At 57.4% G+C, this 17,952-nt stretch carries 19 protein-coding genes; 7 read left to right on the top strand and 12 right to left on the bottom strand.

From position 1 onward, the window contains the following. Window positions 1-51: 51 nt before the first annotated feature. Both DXY30_RS06205 and DXY30_RS06200 read right to left on the bottom strand, forming a co-directional pair. Window positions 52-747, bottom strand: coding sequence for an SDR family NAD(P)-dependent oxidoreductase (locus DXY30_RS06205; RefSeq protein ID WP_115093812.1), 696 nt, complete (start codon window positions 745-747; stop codon window positions 52-54). After that, entirely contained in the window at window positions 747-1,289 is a 543-nt protein-coding gene (locus DXY30_RS06200; protein WP_115093811.1) for a TIGR00730 family Rossman fold protein, read from the bottom strand. Before DXY30_RS06200 ends, DXY30_RS06205 begins: the two co-directional genes overlap by 1 nt. On the opposite strand from DXY30_RS06200, the gene DXY30_RS06195 reads away from it, so the two are divergent. The 3 genes from DXY30_RS06195 (at window position 1,284) to DXY30_RS06185 (ending at window position 4,249) form a co-directional block, all read left to right on the top strand. Further along, the gene (locus DXY30_RS06195) at window positions 1,284-2,189 is read left to right on the top strand and encodes an SdiA-regulated domain-containing protein (RefSeq protein ID WP_244281296.1); all 906 of its coding nucleotides are present in this window, start codon (window positions 1,284-1,286) and stop codon (window positions 2,187-2,189) included. The two genes, DXY30_RS06200 and DXY30_RS06195, sit on opposite strands and share 6 nt — an antisense overlap. Continuing rightward, a complete protein-coding gene (locus tag DXY30_RS06190; protein ID WP_115093810.1) occupies window positions 2,176-3,123 on the top strand; it encodes an SDR family NAD(P)-dependent oxidoreductase in 948 nt (315 codons plus the stop codon). The genes DXY30_RS06195 and DXY30_RS06190 overlap by 14 nt, the downstream gene beginning before the upstream one ends. A gap of 259 nt (window positions 3,124-3,382) precedes the next feature. Next, entirely contained in the window at window positions 3,383-4,249 is an 867-nt protein-coding gene (locus DXY30_RS06185) for a DMT family transporter (protein ID WP_115093809.1), read from the top strand. Here the strand turns inward: DXY30_RS06185 and cobW are convergent. Both cobW and DXY30_RS06175 read right to left on the bottom strand, forming a co-directional pair. Next, the gene (gene cobW / locus DXY30_RS06180) at window positions 4,186-5,301 is read right to left on the bottom strand and encodes a cobalamin biosynthesis protein CobW (protein WP_115093808.1); all 1,116 of its coding nucleotides are present in this window, start codon (window positions 5,299-5,301) and stop codon (window positions 4,186-4,188) included. The genes DXY30_RS06185 and cobW overlap by 64 nt on opposite strands. A gap of 5 nt (window positions 5,302-5,306) precedes the next feature. Continuing rightward, window positions 5,307-5,816: a pentapeptide repeat-containing protein gene (locus DXY30_RS06175; RefSeq protein WP_115023243.1), complete on the bottom strand. Its 510-nt coding sequence runs from the start codon at window positions 5,814-5,816 to the stop codon at window positions 5,307-5,309. Window positions 5,817-5,871: 55 nt separating this feature from the next. Here DXY30_RS06175 and DXY30_RS06170 point away from each other — a divergent pair, with 55 nt between their 5' ends. From DXY30_RS06170 to ilvD, 3 genes are read left to right on the top strand one after another with little or no spacing between them, the layout of a single operon-like run. Next, entirely contained in the window at window positions 5,872-6,477 is a 606-nt protein-coding gene (locus DXY30_RS06170) for a uracil phosphoribosyltransferase (protein ID WP_115093807.1), read from the top strand. A gap of 36 nt (window positions 6,478-6,513) precedes the next feature. Further along, window positions 6,514-6,792 (top strand): hypothetical protein, encoded by a 279-nt coding sequence (locus DXY30_RS06165; protein WP_115023247.1) that lies wholly within the window; start codon window positions 6,514-6,516, stop codon window positions 6,790-6,792. 44 nt (window positions 6,793-6,836) lie between these two features. After that, window positions 6,837-8,510 carry a dihydroxy-acid dehydratase gene (gene ilvD, locus DXY30_RS06160; RefSeq protein ID WP_115094234.1) on the top strand — a complete coding sequence of 558 codons (1,674 nt, stop codon included), beginning with the start codon at window positions 6,837-6,839 and terminating at the stop codon, window positions 8,508-8,510. Between the two features lies 1 nt (window position 8,511). On the opposite strand, the gene DXY30_RS06155 is transcribed toward ilvD, so the two are convergent. From DXY30_RS06155 to glpX, 7 genes are all read right to left on the bottom strand, one after another. Then, a complete protein-coding gene (locus tag DXY30_RS06155) occupies window positions 8,512-8,880 on the bottom strand; it encodes a hypothetical protein (protein WP_115093806.1) in 369 nt (122 codons plus the stop codon). A gap of 4 nt (window positions 8,881-8,884) precedes the next feature. Beyond that, window positions 8,885-9,445 carry a CIA30 family protein gene (locus tag DXY30_RS06150; RefSeq protein ID WP_115093805.1) on the bottom strand — a complete coding sequence of 187 codons (561 nt, stop codon included), beginning with the start codon at window positions 9,443-9,445 and terminating at the stop codon, window positions 8,885-8,887. Next, window positions 9,426-10,139 carry a 6-phosphogluconolactonase gene (pgl, locus tag DXY30_RS06145; protein ID WP_115093804.1) on the bottom strand — a complete coding sequence of 238 codons (714 nt, stop codon included), beginning with the start codon at window positions 10,137-10,139 and terminating at the stop codon, window positions 9,426-9,428. The genes DXY30_RS06150 and pgl overlap by 20 nt, the downstream gene beginning before the upstream one ends. A 10-nt stretch (window positions 10,140-10,149) precedes the next feature. Then, a complete protein-coding gene (gene gndA, locus DXY30_RS06140; protein WP_115093803.1) occupies window positions 10,150-11,568 on the bottom strand; it encodes an NADP-dependent phosphogluconate dehydrogenase in 1,419 nt (472 codons plus the stop codon). 162 nt (window positions 11,569-11,730) lie between these two features. Beyond that, entirely contained in the window at window positions 11,731-13,026 is a 1,296-nt protein-coding gene (locus DXY30_RS06135; protein WP_115093802.1) for a glucose-1-phosphate adenylyltransferase, read from the bottom strand. A gap of 121 nt (window positions 13,027-13,147) precedes the next feature. Further along, a complete protein-coding gene (locus DXY30_RS06130; RefSeq protein ID WP_115093801.1) occupies window positions 13,148-14,446 on the bottom strand; it encodes a glutamyl-tRNA reductase in 1,299 nt (432 codons plus the stop codon). 31 nt (window positions 14,447-14,477) lie between these two features. After that, the gene (glpX, locus tag DXY30_RS06125) at window positions 14,478-15,482 is read right to left on the bottom strand and encodes a class II fructose-bisphosphatase (protein ID WP_115023262.1); all 1,005 of its coding nucleotides are present in this window, start codon (window positions 15,480-15,482) and stop codon (window positions 14,478-14,480) included. A gap of 150 nt (window positions 15,483-15,632) precedes the next feature. On the opposite strand from glpX, the gene rpe reads away from it, so the two are divergent. Next, a complete protein-coding gene (gene rpe / locus DXY30_RS06120; RefSeq protein WP_115093800.1) occupies window positions 15,633-16,316 on the top strand; it encodes a ribulose-phosphate 3-epimerase in 684 nt (227 codons plus the stop codon). 91 nt (window positions 16,317-16,407) lie between these two features. Here the strand turns inward: rpe and DXY30_RS14035 are convergent, their stop codons facing one another. Beyond that, window positions 16,408-16,671, bottom strand: a complete 264-nt coding sequence (locus tag DXY30_RS14035) for a hypothetical protein (protein WP_170951164.1) — start codon at window positions 16,669-16,671, stop codon at window positions 16,408-16,410. Between the last annotated feature and the right edge of the window lie 1,281 nt (window positions 16,672-17,952).

Here is a 17,952-nt window from a genome sequence, read left to right as displayed (position 1 = left end):
AGTCATCCATAGCGCCGTCACCGGAGCAGGAAAGCCGCGTCACCAGAAGATTCAGGTTTCGAAGGAACAATTCATCGCTAACTCGAAGGGAACCGAAGCATCCGGCAGCGACAGCAGGGTGCTGGAAAGCATCGCAAGGTCACCGGGTTGGGTCATTTCTGCCGGTTGCACTGCCGTCACCGCACGAGCCATATCGGTGTTGACCCAACTGGGGCAGATCGCGGTCACGCGAATCCCCTGGTCCCAGCCTTCATTGCGCATGCTCTGACAAAGCGCCATCAAGGCGTATTTGCTGACGGGGTATCCCGCCATACGCCCCTTGACGCGCTTGCCACTCATCGAGACCAGAACCTGTATCCGCCCATGGCCACAGGACGCCAAGGATGGCCAGGTGGCGCGAGTCAGCCACCAGGGTCCCATCACATTGACGGACCAGAGTTCATCCAGGTCGCGCTCTTCGCCATTGGCAAACAGCAGCGGGGTGCGATGCAAAATTCCAGCACAGTGGATCAGGGTGTCGATCTGTTCCCACTGGTGAATGGTGGCCTCCACCCAGGCTTCAGCACTCGCGGGTTCCCTGGCGTCGTAGGGATGATGGGCAACACGGTCGACATCAAGTTCGGTTCCCCTGAGTGAATCTGGATCTCGCAAGCCGAGGCTGAGACGATGACCGTCGTCAAGGAGCCGCTTCGCAATGGACCGACCGATGCCCCGACTGGCTCCGGTGAGCAAGACAATGCGTGGCATCAGATCACGTTCAAGAGTTGATTGAGAAGAGATTGTGGTGTCGATGCATCCACCAGAAGAGCTCGATTTTGGATCGTCATGAATCCTGTTGAGACGCTGTCATCCAGAAATCTCAGCAAAGCGTCGAAGTAGCCATTGACGTTGAGCATGCCGATCGGTTTGGCATGAAAACGAAGCTGAGCCCATGTCAATGCCTCAAACAACTCCTCCAGCGTTCCAAGACCACCGGGCATTGCAATTACGGCATCAGCCAACTCAATCATCCGCGCTTTGCGCTCATGCATCGAGCCCACAACATCCAGACGGGTCAAGCCGGTATGCACGACCTCATCGAGCATCAACGGCTCAGGGATTACCCCGATCACCTCACCACCAGAAGCCAGAGCGGCATCAGCAACGGCGCCCATCAAACCAATCCGGGCACCGCCATAAACCAGGGAGATGTCCTCGGAGGCAAGCAAGGCGCCCAACTCATTCGCGGCAGCCTTGAACAAGAGAGACTCTCCACTCCGAGAGCCGCAATACACAGCGATCCGATGCATGACGCCCCTGCCGTGATCCGTCCATCTTCTCCTGCAGTGGCTGGCAGAAGCGACATCAATGCAGACAATCGCTTCGAATGGCACCTTGTGAACATGACCTCGTCTCGCCTTGAACTGCTGAGCCGTCACCGGATTCGTGACCCAGGGCTCGGCCTCAATGAACCTTCCGGGCTGACATTGAACCTTGATGGATCAGCGCTCTACACCGTCAGTGATGACACCAAGGCGATTTTCCGCCTTGACCTCAAGGGCAGGGTTTCGGTCGCCGACTCGTTCTTCATCGGCCTCGACGACCTGGAGGGGATTGCTATCCGCCGCGACGAAAGTGAACTGCTCGTGGTTCAAGAGGCGACAAATTCACTCGTGGTGGTGGATCTCAACACCCGGCGTGAACGCTCCTGCCGCCCCCTGTCAGCCATGAGCAACTACGACACCATCGCTGACTATTTCCCAGATCCCCCAGACAACAATGGATTGGAGGGAATCACCGTAAACACCAGCAACGACCACGTGTTTGTCGTCAAAGAGCAACGACCAGGTCTGTTGATCGAACTCGACCCCGCTCTCACAACCATTCTTTCAACGAAGTTGCTGCAAGAAGGCCAGGGGTTCACTCACCCCAAACTCAAGTCCGACAAACTTGATTTTTCCGGGCTGAGTTACGACAGCAGGAATGACACGATCTGGATTGCCAGCGACAAAGGTCAGTGCCTGTTCCAATACGACTGGACACGTGATGTTGTTCTTCAGCGCCTTGATCTCACCATCAGCACTGGAGCCAAGGAAAGGCAGATCCGCAAACCCGAGGGCATTGCCTTCGATCCGCAACGGAACAGGATGTATGTGGTGAGCGATCGTGACGCTGATCTCTACGTGTTCAAAGTCCATGACGACAGATGAGCAGCGCAGAGTCCTGATTACTGGTGCAAGCAGCGGGATCGGGCTTGAAGCGGCAAAGATCCTGCTGGCCCGTGGAGATGAGCTGACCATCCTTTGTCGTAATGCAGAACGGGCCGATCACACCCAAGCAGCGTTGTCTGGATCGGTTCAGACCTGTGTTGCAGATCTGGCAGACCTTGGGTCCATCGCCAATGCGATCGACCACCTCCGTCAGAGCCACACAACATTCGATGCGATGGTGCTCAATGCGGGGTTGCAATACGCCGGACATTGTTCACCCCGTTGGAGTCAACAAGGCATTGAACTCACCTTTGCGGTGAACCATTTGGCCCATCAACTCCTGGTTGAAAGATTGAAGGACCGCGCCAGAGCGATCGTCATCACCGCCTCTGAGGTGCACAACCCATCCACTGGAGGTGGGCGGGTTGGCCAACCTGCAGGACTCGGCACGATGGAGGGCATTCACCAGGGGCCAGGGGCGGCCATGGTGGACGGCATTAGCCCTTTCAATTCTGATAAGGCCTACAAGGACAGCAAGCTCTGCAATCTGCTGATGGCCCAGGAGATTCATCGTCAAAGTCCTGGAGTACCCGTGGTGGCATGGAGTCCGGGGCTGGTGATTCCACGGACATCAGGGGGGTTTTTCAGAAACAGTCGCCAAGCCAATCCCATGGGGCAGGCCCTTTTTGGATTTGTCGCCCGAGATCTATTGAGATTGACGGAAAGCGTTGAACAGGCTGGAGGTCTTTTGGTGCGACTCATCGACGAAGAGCTCAACCAGCCTGGATTTACCTACTGGAGCAACGGGCTGCTGGGGCCCGGACGACATCAATTCAGCCCAACTGAACCTTCCGAAGAAGCATCCGACAGCAACAAAGCGACGACTCTCTGGAGACTGTCGTCCAAACTGATCAAGGCGACGCTTTCAACATAAAACTGTTGTTCAGCCCCATAGAAAGACACACAGACAACAGAAGTACGGATCAACGATGCGGTTCCAATAACCGCAATCCCCCGAAAGCTGATCGTGACGGCAGAACGTCGGATCAATTTCCCGTCACTGACGGCTCAATGCCCCGACAAGCTCTCAAGCAATTGCCCCAGCACATTTCGCATCTCCAGAACTCACGTTCCTGAATTGTGCACAGAGTTCTGAACGACACAGGAGACTTCACGACGATCACCATCACGAGATGACGGGAGTGCTGGCGGCCCTCGGTGCAGCCATGGCCTGGACCGGAGCCAGTGCTCTTTGGCGTTCGCTATCGGGTCGGGTGACGGCGATCCGGCTCAATGCTTTGAAAAACGGCCTGGCAAGCCTGGTGTTTCTGCCGGTACTGCTCATGCTTCCGCGGAGTACCGAGGGAGAAGCTGTGTTGCTGCTGTTGATCAGCGGCTTGATCGGAATTGCTGCAGGAGACAGCTTTTACCTCGGTGCTTTACGTCGGCTCGGCACTCGTCGAACCCTCACTGTCGAGGCAAGCGGTCCGGTGCTGGCAAGCATCGCTGGAGTCCTTGTGATGGGGGACAGCTTGAGTTCGAAGAACTGGCTTGGCGCCATCCTGGTGTCGGGCGCGGTTGTGCTGATCGCTTTACAGGCCAAGGAAGAAAGCCATCGACAAGAGGGTGAAATCGGCACCGAACTGAGCAGCGGTCTGATGTTCGCCCTCGTCGCTGTGATCTGTGGTCTGAGCGGGGCCTTTCTTGCCCGTCATGTCTTGATCAGCTCAGAACTGACGCCGCTGCAGACGGCAGCCATTCGCTTGCTGGGGGGATGGCTTGGTCTGATCCCCGTGATGAAGGGGGCCTGGAGAAGATCAGCAATGACACGGCAGGAGCAGTGGAAGCTTGTGGTCGCCACCCTGATCGGAACCAACGGGGGCATCCTGTTGCAACAGGTCGTGTTGCAGACCATGCCCGTTGGACAAGGCGTCACGTTGATGGCTACGGCTCCGGTGATGGCTCTTTTTATTGGCCGAATGGAAGGTGATCCGATTCAGCTCCCCGGAGCTGCTGCTGCAGTGCTGGCCTTGGCAGGTGTGGCCTGCACAAGCCTCTGAAGAGCGGTTTCCACGGCCGAAGCCGCAGTGTTGTTCAACGCCAGCACCACAAGATCAGCACCGCAGCCACCCTCAGGACGCCAGGCATGGCTGGGGGCAGCTTCAAACCAGCTGTTCAGCCGTGGGCCCACCATCTGGACTTGAAGCGGAAGCGCTTTGCCCTGCAACCAGACGCGCCCTTTTAGACGAAGCACCTGCTGATCACGAACGAGGTTGGGCAGCAGCTGCTCGAAAGCCTGCCGATCCAAGGCGCCTTCCACGCGAACGTTGCTACCGACCATCTCGACGTGGGTGTGGTCGTGATGATCGTGGTCATGGTGGTCGTGATCGTCGTGGTGTTCGTGCTCATGGCTGTGATGCGTGGCCTGGTGCTCCAGTCCCAGCACAACAGCCGTCTCCACCTGTCCCTGAGATACCGGAAGCAGAGCAGTTCCCGGTCGGACTTTGCTGCTAATTCCCTCCTTCACATCAGCCATCGCCGAAGCGTCCAGAAGATCGGCACGACTGATCAAGACCAGGTCAGCGGCCTGGAGTTGATCCTCAAACAACTCGTCGATGGCTGTGAGGTGATCGAGGCTGGGATCCTCGGCGCGCTGACGCTCAAGCGCATCGGCGTCAGCCACAGGGCTGCCCTGCGCAAGGGCCTCGCCATCCACCAGCGTCACCACACCATTCACATGAACACGGCTGCGAATGGCGGGCCAGTCCAAAGCCTGAAGCAAGGGACGTGGCAAGGCCAGGCCGCTGGTTTCAACAACAATCCCATCCAGCTGATCCGCCCGTTCAAGCAACGTCTCCATCGTCGGGAGGAAATCGTCCTGAACCGTGCAACAGAGGCAGCCGTTGTTCAGCTCCACCAGGCGGCCTGCCACATCCTCCTCAGGGCAAAAGCCACAACTGCGGATCAGATCACCATCAAGGCCCACACTGCCAAATTCATTCACCATCACCGCCAAACGCTGGCCGCCGCGGGTGAGCAGATGGCGCAGCACGGTGGTCTTACCGGCCCCAAGGAAGCCAGTGATCACGGTCACCGGCAGGCGTTTTGGCATGGGAATTAAGGGCGACAGCCCAGGCTCTCACGGGTTGACACCCCGCTGATCGGGTTGGAGCCATCGGCCCTTGCGCAAAGGGCACGCTGCTGAGGCAGATCGATCACGGCGTTGGTGAAATCAGCACCATCAATCTGCGCGTCGGTAAAACGGCTCTGCATCATCATCGCGTTGGTGAAATTGGCACCACGCAGATCGGCGCCTTCGAAGTGACTGGCAAAGCCGACTACATCGGAGAGGTTGGCGTCACGCAGATCGGCGCCCTGAAGTTGAGAGGTGTTGATTACAGCTCCCCGCAAATCTGTGCCGCTCAGATTCACCTCCCGCAGATCGGCCTTGAGGAACTCTTTCTCCTTGAGATCGAGGCCATGCATGTCGGAGCTGATCTCCTGAACTGCAAACTGTCCGCGGAGTTCGGGAGCCGTGATGGCCTCGGCCGACTCAGGCCAGAAGATGGTGCTGAGACCCAGCAGGATCACCGCCAGCAGCGAGGCCGTACGTCGAAGGGCGCCCATGAGACCGGTAATTTGAGCAATCACGTTATGGCAAACACCAGCGGAGCGAGTCGTTATGGCCATGAGCCTGCGGGTGGTGGTTCCACCCCATCCCCTAATCGGTCATTGGCTGACGAGGCTGCGGCACCGGGAAACCCCTCCAGCCCTTTATGCCACTGCACTGCAGGAACTGGGCCGCTGGCTCACCTATGAAGCCCTGCGGGACTGGTTACCCCATCGTCGCGAGACGGTGCCCGGGATAGACGGAGACACCGAAGGAACCATCGTTGAGGCTTCTGTGCCACTGATCGCCATCCCAGTTCTTCCTGGTGGCCTCGAGCTGTGGCAAGGAGGACGATCCGTACTACCTGATGCATCCCTTTGTTTAGGGACATGCCCGCAGGAGATTGAGGCGAACGCTGGGCTGATTCTGTTTATTGATCAGATCCGCGATGGCCAGGCAACACTCAAGCTCCTGCAGGAGCTGCAAAACAAGGGTGTCGATGGGCGACGTCTGCGTTTAATCACCGCGCTGTGTGCCAGTCCGGGGCTGAAGCTATTGGGAGAAACCGTTCCCGACCTGACGCTGCACACTGCTTGCATTGACGAAGGTCTGGGTGAACAAGGCGAGATTCGTCCGGGAATCGGTGACCCTGTGCGACGGCTCAACCTCAGAGATTGAGAGCGTGACTAACCTTCAGGCAGGTTGATTGCACCCATGGCCCAGCAGCACGACACGGGCTCAGGCACCCTGGCAACGCTGGTCACCGGAGCAGTGCTCGGTGCCGCGGGTCTGGCCTGGTGGCTCTTGAATGAAGCCGACAGGCGTAGGCGCTATGGAGTGCAGAAGTCGATGTTGCATGCGCCGCGCATGCAAGACGGCTCTGAAGTGCTGGACAGCTCACCCAACGGACACCTCGAGGAACGGGTGGAAAAACTGAACGCTGAGATCGCCCGCGTTCGCGCCCAACTTGAAGGTCTTGGTAGCGAAGGATGAGCGCTCGGTAGGTTGGCTTGATCGCCACTGGTCCGCTCCGTTCCATGCTTCGCTCTGACGCCGTCACCAAGGGGATTCAGCGGTCTCCCAACCGGGCCATGCTGCGGGCCGTCGGTTTTGGTGACAGTGATTTTGGCAAGCCCATCCTGGGCATTGCCAACGGCTTCAGCACCATCACTCCATGCAATGTGGGACTGAATGACCTGTCTAAAAGGGCTGAGGAAGCAGCCCGACAGGCCGGAGGCATGCCTCAGATGTTTGGAACCATCACGGTGAGTGATGGCATATCCATGGGCACCGAAGGGATGAAGTACTCCCTGGTGAGTCGGGAGGTGATCGCCGATGCGATCGAAACTGCCTGCAACGGCCAGAGCATGGACGGCGTGCTGGCTGTTGGCGGCTGCGACAAGAACATGCCCGGCGCGATGCTGGCCATGGCACGGATGAATATTCCGTCGGTGTTCGTCTACGGCGGCACGATCAAGCCCGGCAAGCTTGGAGGTTGTGATCTCACGGTGGTGAGCGCTTTTGAAGCTGTCGGCCAGCTGACCAGCGGCAAAATCGATGAAGCGCAGCTCACTGCGGTTGAAAAAAATGCCTGCCCGGGTGCTGGCAGTTGCGGCGGGATGTTCACCGCCAACACGATGAGTGCCGCCATCGAAACAATGGGTCTCAGCCTCCCCTACAGCTCCACGATGGCAGCGGAGGACGAGGAAAAAGCCGACAGTGCAGCGCGCTCCGCTGAGGTGCTGGTCGAGGCGGTGAAAGCCAATATTCGTCCCCTCGATCTGCTCACCAAAGAAGCGTTTGAGAACGCCATCAGCGTGATCATGGCGGTAGGTGGCTCCACCAATGCGGTGCTCCACCTGCTAGCCATTGCCCGCACAGCCGGTGTCGACCTGAGCATCGATGACTTCGAGCGAATCCGTCAGCGGGTGCCGGTGATCTGCGATCTCAAGCCCAGCGGTCGCTACGTAACCGTTGATCTGCACAATGCCGGCGGTATCCCCCAGGTGATGAAGCTTTTGCTCGATGCCGGATTGCTCCACGGGGACTGCCGCACGGTCGAAGGAAAAAGCCTGAAGGAGCTTCTGGCGGACGTTCCAGGAGAGCCACCCACCGGGCAAGACGTGATCCGTCCACTAAGCGACCCCATGTACGCCAAAGGACATCTGGCGATCCTCAAGGGCAACCTGGCGACTGAAGGCAGCGTGGCCAAGATCAGCGGTGTGAAAACGCCTGTGCTCACTGGACCGGCCCGGGTTTTCGAAAGCGAGGAAAAATGCCTGGCTGCCATCCTCGACAAGCAGATCAAAGCCGGTGACGTGGTCGTCGTCCGCTATGAGGGTCCCGTCGGTGGACCTGGCATGCGGGAGATGCTGGCTCCCACCTCAGCGATCGTGGGACAAGGCCTTGGGGACAAGGTCGCTCTGATCACCGATGGGCGCTTCAGCGGTGGCACCTACGGACTCGTTGTGGGCCATGTCGCTCCGGAAGCCGCCGTCGGAGGAACAATCGGCCTGGTTCAGGAAGGCGACAGCATCACCGTCGATGCCGACCAACTGCTGCTTCAACTGAACGTGGATGAGGCCGAACTGGAGTGTCGTCGTGCGGGGTGGACCAAACCGCAACCGCGCTATCGCAACGGAATTCTCGGCAAATACGCACGGCTCGTCTCCAGCTCGAGCCGAGGCGCAACAACCGATCACGACGACTGAGTCAAACGGCCGGTTGCACCAGAGCCCTTAAGCGTCGACCCAGCGCCTCCAAAGGAGTGGCATCCTGCGGCGCAGAGCAACGTTGGCCCGAGGCCCCATCCATCCAAACTGGATGTCGCCCGTGCCAGAGCATTGGGCGTTCGGGTTGATCCCACCAGCTGAGCATCAGATTGATTTCATCACCACTCCGATAAATCTCCAGCTCAAGATCCCGATCGGGATGGCGCTGGCCATCGCCATCCCGGCTTTCAATCCGCACATGAAGGTCGTCGAGTTGCTCAGGAGCTGAGGGGTCAATCAAGACCACTGCATGGCTCCATGGCTTGAGACAAACGTCGGCCGCCTTGGCGATCAACACCAGAAGGTCCATCGGTTCAGGGCAAGGCGCGGATGGATCGAATCAGCATTCGGATGGAGCCGGGGCGAAAGCCTGGATTGAGTTCGCCCGCATCGCCGAACTTGGAGTGCAGCACCTGAATGCGCGTGATGCCACTGGGATCGAAGCGCAACGGCAAACCAACTGGCTTGGCACGCACCGTGGGCCTGAGCTGAGTGAAAGGCACCACCACGCGGGTCACCCCATCAGGATCAGTTGCTGCATCAACCACCCAGCGCAGACCACCAGGAATCAATTCGGTCAGTCCCATGGCCCCATCCCGGCAACCGATGGCAATCTTCAGCGTTCGACCCTCCCCCTCCACATCCAGCTGCAGAGCGGAGAAAAGAGAAAGGTCGAGCGGGGGTTGGAGGCGGGGCGAGCGACAGCTGACAAAACCGCCACCGTTTTCCACCAAATCTCCCTCCAGAACGAGTCCTTCTGGGGAAACATGACAACCCGCACGGGATCGGCCGCCCATGATGGTGTCATTGAGGCTGGCCCAGTCAGCGAAATCGCTGCCCTGGAAAAGAATCTGTTCAGAGGCAGGCGGCTGCATCCTGATCAGCAAGGATCAGCACATCACTAGCAGGCTGAACGAGCCGTGCGGGAGTGCGATCGGCGGACTCAGAAGGATCCAGCAGTCGCCGCAGGGCTTCTTGCTTGCCGGCCCCACTCACCAGAAAAATCACTTGTCGGGCTGCACTGAGCACAGGAGCCGTCAAGGTGATCCGATCCAAGCCCTTGCCACGACCAATGGTTGTCCAGCGATCCACAACCGCTGGAGCATCCGTACCGGGAAAAAGGGAGGCTGTGTGACCGTCGTCGCCCAGCCCAAGCAGCATCACATCAAAAACGGGAGGAACCCCTGAACAAAGCCGGGAGACCTGTTCAGCAAAGGCGTGAGCGCTGGCCTCCGGGCTCTCAAGTTCCACCGTGGGCACAGGGTGGAAGGAGGAAGAAGCTCCAGGCCCAGGGGCGAGCAGGGTGCGCCGCAACATGCCCGCGTTGCTGGATTCATCCTCAGCAGCGACCCATCGCTCGTCACCCAGCACCACATCCACCCGATCCCAGGGCAGCCTCTCCTGACCAAGCAGTGAATAGGCACTGGCAGGGGTGCTGCCACCAGAGAGTGCGATCTGGCATCGATCTCTTTGATCCAAGGCCAGATCGATCTGGGCAGCGATTGTCTCGGCAGCCCGGCGGGCAAGGTCCTGGGGATCCCTCGCCCGCTCGACGCGGTAGTTCGTCATGGCTGACCGCTCAACTGAGCCATTCGGTGTGGAACGTGCCCTCCTTGTCGACCCGTTGATAGGTGTGGGACCCAAAACAGTCGCGCATCGCCTGAACCAGGTTCTGGGGAAGGCGACCTGAGCGGTAGCTGTTGATGTAGTCGAGGGTGCTGCTGAAGCAGGGAACCGGAATGCCAGCTTGGGCAGCACCGGCAACCACCTTGGCCAGGCCAGGGAGACGGCGGTTGATCTGCTCGGCGAACCAAGGATCCACCATCAGGTTGGGCAGTTGGGGATCAGCGTCAAAGGCATCCTGAATCCGCTTGAGCAGGCGCGCGCGAATGATGCAGCCGCCTTTCCAGATCTGAGCGATGGAAGGCATGTGGAGCTCATAGTCGAGATCCTGGGACGCAATGCGTAGCAGTTCCATGCCCTGGGCATAACTTGCGATGCAGCTCAGCACCGTGGCATCCATCAACGGAGACATGGCATCCTCAGGCGTCCCCAGATCAAAGTCCTTGATTGCGGGACCCTTGAGGATGGATTCAGCGGCCATCCGTTGGGGCCTCATGGAGCTCATCACACGCGCATTGAGCGATGCATAGATGGTGGGAACCGAAGCACCCATCTGCAGTGCAGTCACCACAGTCCAGAGGCCCGTACCCTTCTGGCCAGCCTGATCCGTGATCTTCTCGACCAGATCGGTTCCATCTTCAGGATCCTTGGTGCGCAGACACACCTCCGTGATCTCCACCAGGTAGGACGACAACTCCTCAGTGGCATTCCATTGACCGAGAACATCAGCCATCTGCAAACCGGTCATTCCCTTGACCCGCTTCATCAGGTCGTAACCCTCGGCGAGGATCTGCTCGATGCCGTACTCGATGCCGTTGTGGACCGTCTTGACCAGATGACCTGATCCACCGGGGCCGATGTAGGTGACACAGGGTCCATCCTCGACCTGTGCTGCCATCTTGTTCACGAGGCTCTCGATGGCCTCATAGGAGGCTTTCGTCCCCCCGGGCATCATGCTTGGCCCCTCCAAGGCGCCTTTTGCACCACCGGAGACACCCATGCCGATGAAGCCAAAACTCTTACTTTCGAGCTGCTTCACCCGGCGTTCGGTGTCGTGATAATCGGAGTTGCCACCATCAATCAGCAGATCTCCTTCTTCCAGATAGGGAGAAAGCTGATCCACCACAGCATCAACTGCGGGGCCCGCTTTCACCATCATCAAAATCCGGCGAGGGCGTTCAAGTTTGCCGACGAAGTCTTCAAGATCAGTGGCGCCCTGGATGTTCTTCTCCCTGCCGCGACCATTCAGGAAGTCTTCAGTCTTCGCATAGGTGCGGTTGTAGACAACGCTGGAGAAGCCATTCCGCTCCGCATTGAGGACGAGGTTTTCCCCCATCACGCCGAGACCGATGAGGCCGAAGTGAGACTTGGACATGGTCTGGAGGACCACTGACAACTGTGCTCAGTGTGTTGAGGCCGGACCGCTTCGACCGCAAATCACACAAGTTATGTCAGGAATGGGCCATCAGGTTTCGGGGCCGACGGCCTTCCCGACAAGGGCTCAAATCACCGATCAGATCACCGATCAGATCACCGATCAGATAACCGTGCCATCAGGAATAGTGGCGTTTTTCTGAACAACCACAATGCCGTTGCGGATGTAGAAGCCCTGATCCGAACGATCCGCTTCTTCAACGTTGTCCTTGTTGATGATCGAGACACCCGAACCGATGCGAGTGTTCTTATCGAGGATGGCTCGTTTAACAGTGGTGCCCTTACCCACACCAAGTGGGATGCCACCGCGTTCCTGAAGAAGGGCACGCTCTTCGCTCGATTCGAAGAAATCAGAGCCCATCACCAGGGTGTCCTGAAGGACGACGTCACTTTCAATCCGGCTGCGCACACCAAGAACACAGTGGTGGATGCTGCAGGACTTCAAAATTGAACCCTCTCCAACAATCGAATTGGTGATCTGAGCGTCGACAAGTTTGCTGGGAGGCAAGTAACGGGGACGGGTATAGATGGGGAACTTCTCGTCGTAAAAGCTGAAGGGAGGCTTCGGTTGCTGCGTTAGCGCCAGATTCGCTTCATAGAAGGCACCGATGGTGCCGATATCTTCCCAGTAATCGTCAAACACATAACTCTGAAGATTGTCGCCCCTCGAGAGAGCCTCAGGAATGACTTCCTTACCGAAATCCTTGTGGCCGGGATGCTTGTCGAGCAAGTCAAACAGGGTTTGACGGCTGAAGACGTAAATGCCCATCGATGCCAGATACGGCCTCTCCTTCGCGGAGTCAGCACTCAGACCGAAGCGTGAGGTATCAACAGCCATCTCGACGAGTGAATCCCCCTTTGGCTTCTCACGGAACTCCTTGATGGTGCCGTTTTCATCCGTGCGCATCAGGCCAAAGGCTTCCGCTTGCTTGGAGTCAACAGGAAGAGCGGCAACAGTGAGGTCCGCGCCTGTGCGGCGGTGATGCTCGATAAAGCGGCTGTAATCCATCCGGTACAGCTGGTCACCGGAGAGGATCAGATATTCATCAACATCCCACTCCTGAAAAAGCCATTGGTATTTGCGTACAGCATCGGCCGTGCCACCAAACCAAGAGGGGCTGTCGGGTGTCTGCTGGGCCGCGAGCACCTCAACGAAACCTCCACCAAAGGAATTACTGAGGTTGAAGGTCTGGCTCAGATGACGGTTGAGAGACGCACTATTGAACTGCGTCATCACGTACATCTTGTTGATGTCGGAATTGATGCAGTTACTGATAGGGATATCAATCAGACGATATTTGCCAGCCAAAGGGACAGCCGGCTTAGCGCGCATTTTGGTAAGCGGATACAGGCGCGTACCAGCACCTCCGCCCAGAATGATGGCCAAAACACGCTTCATGCCGCTATCCCAAATCGGCGTTGCCGCAAGAACTTACTGGAGTTTTTGGCTTAAGAACCGTCTTCGGGAAGAATCAGTCGAGATTACTGGGATTCAGTTCGCGACTGAAAGGCTCAGCAGCTCAAGAAGCCTCCAAATTGAAGAGTCTTTCCACGATCCGAAGAGCCTGTTGACGATCCTGCCGTGTCTGCGGAGCCCGCAGCTGAGTGACTGGAGTGTGGAGGATCTTATTGATGATCCCCTTGCTCAAGGCCTCAACAACCTTGCGCTCTCTGGCTGAAAAGTCAGGTCCCATCCTGCTAAGGGCCTTCTGCAGTTCCTCCGAGCGAATCGATTCCATGGAGGAACGCAGCTGGTTGATCGTCGGCACTGCTTCGAGGCTGTCCCACCATTCCAGGAACTGCTGCGCTTCCTGCTGAAGCAACTGCTCAGCCTCTCGAGCAATGGCTTGGCGAGCTTCCTGATTGCGAGCGACGACCTCCTGAAGATCATCCACATCGTGGGATTCAACGCCGTCAACATCGGCAGCATCTGCAGCGATGTTGCGGGGCACCCCGATATCAATCAGGCGAAGCTTGCTGCGACGGTTCAGTGGAGCCAGCCGGGACGAATCAATGATCGGGTCATCCGCAGCGGTACTGGTAAAAACCAGAGAACAGGTGCTCAGATACTGATCCAGATCTGAGAGCGGCCTGCACTGAACCGGAAGATCAGGGAAATCGGCAGACAGCTGTTCGGCACGGGCAACAGTGCGGTTCAGCAGCACCACCCCTGAAGCACCTTTGGCCTGCAAGTGCTGAAGCAGCAGACGGCTCATGCGCCCTGCACCAACCACAGCGATCTGCTCACTTTCCAGGGTGACCAGTTGATCAAGACCACGGGACTGCCCAAGCTTGAGCTGGGCAAGCTCAACGGCCGCTGAACTGATAGAAACGGCTCCCGTTCCAAGGTTGGTCTCACTGCGGACCCGCTTGCCTGTAGTGACAGCCTGGGTCAGCAAGCGATTCAGAATCGGGCCCAGTGATTTGTGCTCCTGCCCGAGCCGCATCATCTTTTTGACTTGGGAGAGGATCTGTCCTTCCCCCAGCACCAGACTGTCGAGACCTGCTGCCACCCGCATCAGGTGGTCGACAGCGTCTTCGTGGTGAAAGCTGAACAGGTGAGGGGTCAGTTCACCTGTCTCAAGGCCGGAATGACTGCTGAGGAAGTCGCTGACAGCAGACACGCCGAGGTCGGGGTTCCGAACCAGGGTGTAAATCTCAAGACGGTTGCAGGTGCTGAGGATCGAAGCCTCGAGCACCTGCTCGTTACCGCGGAGCGATTGGAGCGACGTCTCCATGGTCTGCTCAGGGATACTGAGCCGTTCCCGGATTTCCACCGGTGCCGTGCGATGACTGAGGCCGACGACGGCAATATGCATGGAGACGTTCCTCTCAACCAGTTAGTGACGATCAGCTCAGAGCAATGCTCTGGGCACCGTCTTTGATGTGCACGGTGTTGGTGAAGCGGCAGGTGTTGTCCAGGTTGCTAATCACCAGGCTGCTGGTGCGGGTGCAGTCCGTTTCGAACTTAACTCCATTGAAGAGCAGACCATCAGTGATGCCGCTTCCTGCGAAACAAACATGCTCACCGCAGGCCAGTTCCTCAGCTTCGTAGACCTTGTCGGGATCGGTGATGCCCATCTCAGTCAGACGCGCCAGGTTGCCCTCTTTGGTCATGTCAGCCCATTCGGAAGTTTGAGCCACAGCCGGGTCGTAAACCAGCTGGCCCTGGAAATGGCCACCGAGAGCGCGCATGGCAGCAGCAGAGATCACACCCTCCGGTGCTGCACCAATGCCCATCAGGCAGTGGGTACCAGTGCCGGCAAAGCCGCAGGCGATCGCAGCCTGAACGTCACCATCAGAGATGGGTTGGATCCGTGCACCGGTGGCGCGGATCTCAGCGATCAGATCCTTGTGACGAGCACGATCCATCACAACAATGGTCAGTTCGTCAGGGGCAAGACCCAGGCATTCGCTGAGGATCTTGATGTTTTCAGTGGCCGACTTGCGGATATCCACCTTGCCCTTGGCTGCCGGGGGCGCAGCCAGCTTCTTCATATAGAAGTCGGGAGCATTGAACAGACCGCCACGGTCGGATGCCGCAAGAACGGCCATTGAGCCACGCTGGTTGTAGGCACAAAGATTGGTGCCTTCGCAAGGGTCAACGGCGAAATCGACGCCAGGACCATTGCCAGTACCGACCTCTTCTCCGATGTAAAGCATGGGAGCCTCGTCGCGTTCGCCCTCACCGATGACGATGCGACCTTGCATTTGAATTTGATTCATGCGCTTGCGCATGGCATCAACAGCCAATGCATCCGCTTCATCCTTCAGACCTTTGCCGGAGAGCGTGGCGGAAGCGATGGCGGCTTGCTCGACGATCTCGAGAATTTCCTGAATGAGGGTCTGATCCACGGGACTCCGGATGGGGTGGTACGGGTTGGCGAGATCTCCTGGACGGGCAGTTTGCCGCCGCCGCAGTGGATCTCGACGTCTGAGCGCGGCTCACTGTATCAGTGGTTGCGGGAGTCCCTAAAATCACGCGGCATTTCGCGCTCCACATCCATGAGCACCAAGCCCCTGGTGATCTCGCCGTCGATCCTGTCGGCTGACTTCGCACGCCTCGGCGAAGAAGTGAAAGCCGTGGACGAAGCAGGTGCGGATTGGATTCATGTGGATGTGATGGACGGGCGCTTTGTCCCAAACATCACCATTGGCCCCCTGATCGTCGAAGCGCTTCGTCCCGTCACCCAGAAGCCGCTGGATGTTCACCTCATGATTGTTGAACCGGAGAAGTACGTCCCCGACTTCGCCAAGGCCGGTGCAGACATCATTTCGGTGCAGGTTGAAGCATGTCCGCACCTGCATCGCAACCTCGCTCAGATCAAAGACCTGGGCAAAAAAGCAGGCGCGGTGCTCAATCCGTCGACTTCCCTCGACACCCTCGAGTACTGCCTTGAGCTTTGCGATCTGGTGTTGATCATGAGTGTCAACCCCGGTTTCGGCGGCCAAAGCTTCATCGAAAGCCAGGTACAGAAAATTCGCGACCTGCGTCGCATATGCGACGAAAAAGGTCTTGATCCCTGGATCGAAGTGGATGGCGGCATCAAGGGTGCCAATGCCTGGAAAGTCATTGAAGCTGGCGCCAACGCAATTGTTTCCGGCTCAGGGGTGTTCAACCAACCTGATTACGCTGAAGCCATCAAAGGCATCCGGAACAGCAGCAGCAAAGAAGCTGTTCTCGCCTGATCCTCAGGTCGTTCGCGTCAGTAGCACCAAGCCCGGCATCCATTGCCGGGCTTTTTTATGGCTGGCAGACACCATGAGCTCAAGCGAGGGCTCAGCACGGATGGTGGCTTGCGCCATAGAGAACAAGGCCCGGTGGTGGCTTGAGGCCCCAAAAAGATTCAACGTTCGAGGAATCCACAGTTTCATCATCTCCAAAGATTTGGAGCCACGGTGCAGCAAAAGAGACACCGATAATTGTTTTATGAACGCTGAAGTCAAGCTGGTTGCAGCATTCCTTGCCCTCAACGCTGGTGTGATTGCTCTTGCTGTCGCTGGATATGCCAAGGGAGGCATGAACATCAGTGCCGTGCTTCAACACTTGAGCTCATAAGCCAAATGAAAAAAGGCAGTGGCCCACCACTGCCTTCTTGTTGATAACACCGGTCTACAAACAACGTCCAGCTCTCCGGCGTCTCCACTTGAGGTGAAATACTGATGCTTCAACCAATCGCCTGAACGATGGTAGAACTGTCGAAATCGGAGTCGTCCCATGCGTGACGACGGTCCAACTCAGCAGAATCTAGAAGCTGCCTGACTTGCCTAACAAGCCACACAGCCAGACGCTTCGTTCAGCTTCAAAGAACGCCAACAAGGTTAAGGCCATCCCTGCTGGCAGGGGTGGCCTTCCTTTTTGAACATTTTACTTGTGCATAGCTTTCTGAAATCAATGGCAAAGTGGCAGCACTTTGAACAAAGCGTTTGTCTTGCCTCTAAAGATCGTCTGAAAGTACGAACAAGGCAGCACAAGGAAGTGGACGTCAGGTCACCCGAACATCTCGTGATCGGCAATCACCACAATCAGTGATGTTGAACACAAAACAGAAATCGATATTATGCAAGCATGTATTAACGCGATGATCCACAGGTCACAGCGCGAGATTCACACATAACCAAGGAGAAGACAATGAGCAGACGAGGAATCCATCCACTTCTAAGGGGTCTTGATCGACCTCAACGGATCGCACCATCCAGACATCCCGTCCAGCTATCTGGATTAGAGTCGGCACAGCGGAAACGTTATCTCCGATCAGAAGCGGAGGAAGCAGAAAAATCCATCACAACTCTCAGACATTGGTCATCTCGTTGAGGTGACATCGCTCTAACGAAGCGCAACCAAAACCAGGAGACGTCTCATCTCTCCTGCGTCCATGCCTGCTGGATTAGCCCAACACCTTAAGGCTGACGACGGCCCACTATCTTCATCAAGTTCCAATGCATCAGCAGCTCCATGGGCAAGGTCGATAACCGAGCCCTTCTTTAAGGGTTGACGGTCGTTGATCACGACAATCACATTTTCATTGGGGTGTCTTCTCGCGTCACTTTGTCCTTTGACCTTTGTTCCCAAAGGCAACAGGAAGCGGGCAGATAAGAAGGGTGTGGGGGAGAGTCCACGTGGGCCTCGATCCCCCTAAGAGGTGGGGAGAGTCCGTTAGGCCTCGATCCCCTTGTGGCGGCCGCTTTCGCTGCCAGACCCACAAGTCCACCATGGTGAACATCGGCAGGAGCTAGCCCACACCACAGGTTTTCTTCAGACTGCCGACATACAAGGTTGATCGCGCCTATCGCAGACTGCAATCCACCGTTCTGGAGGGAACAT

Origin of the sequence: Synechococcus sp. UW106 (genome assembly GCF_900474015.1) — a bacterium.
GTDB lineage: Bacteria > Cyanobacteriota > Cyanobacteriia > PCC-6307 > Cyanobiaceae > Parasynechococcus.
Note: the sequence above shows the minus strand (reverse complement) of the source record. Positions and strands in the feature narration are given on the sequence as shown.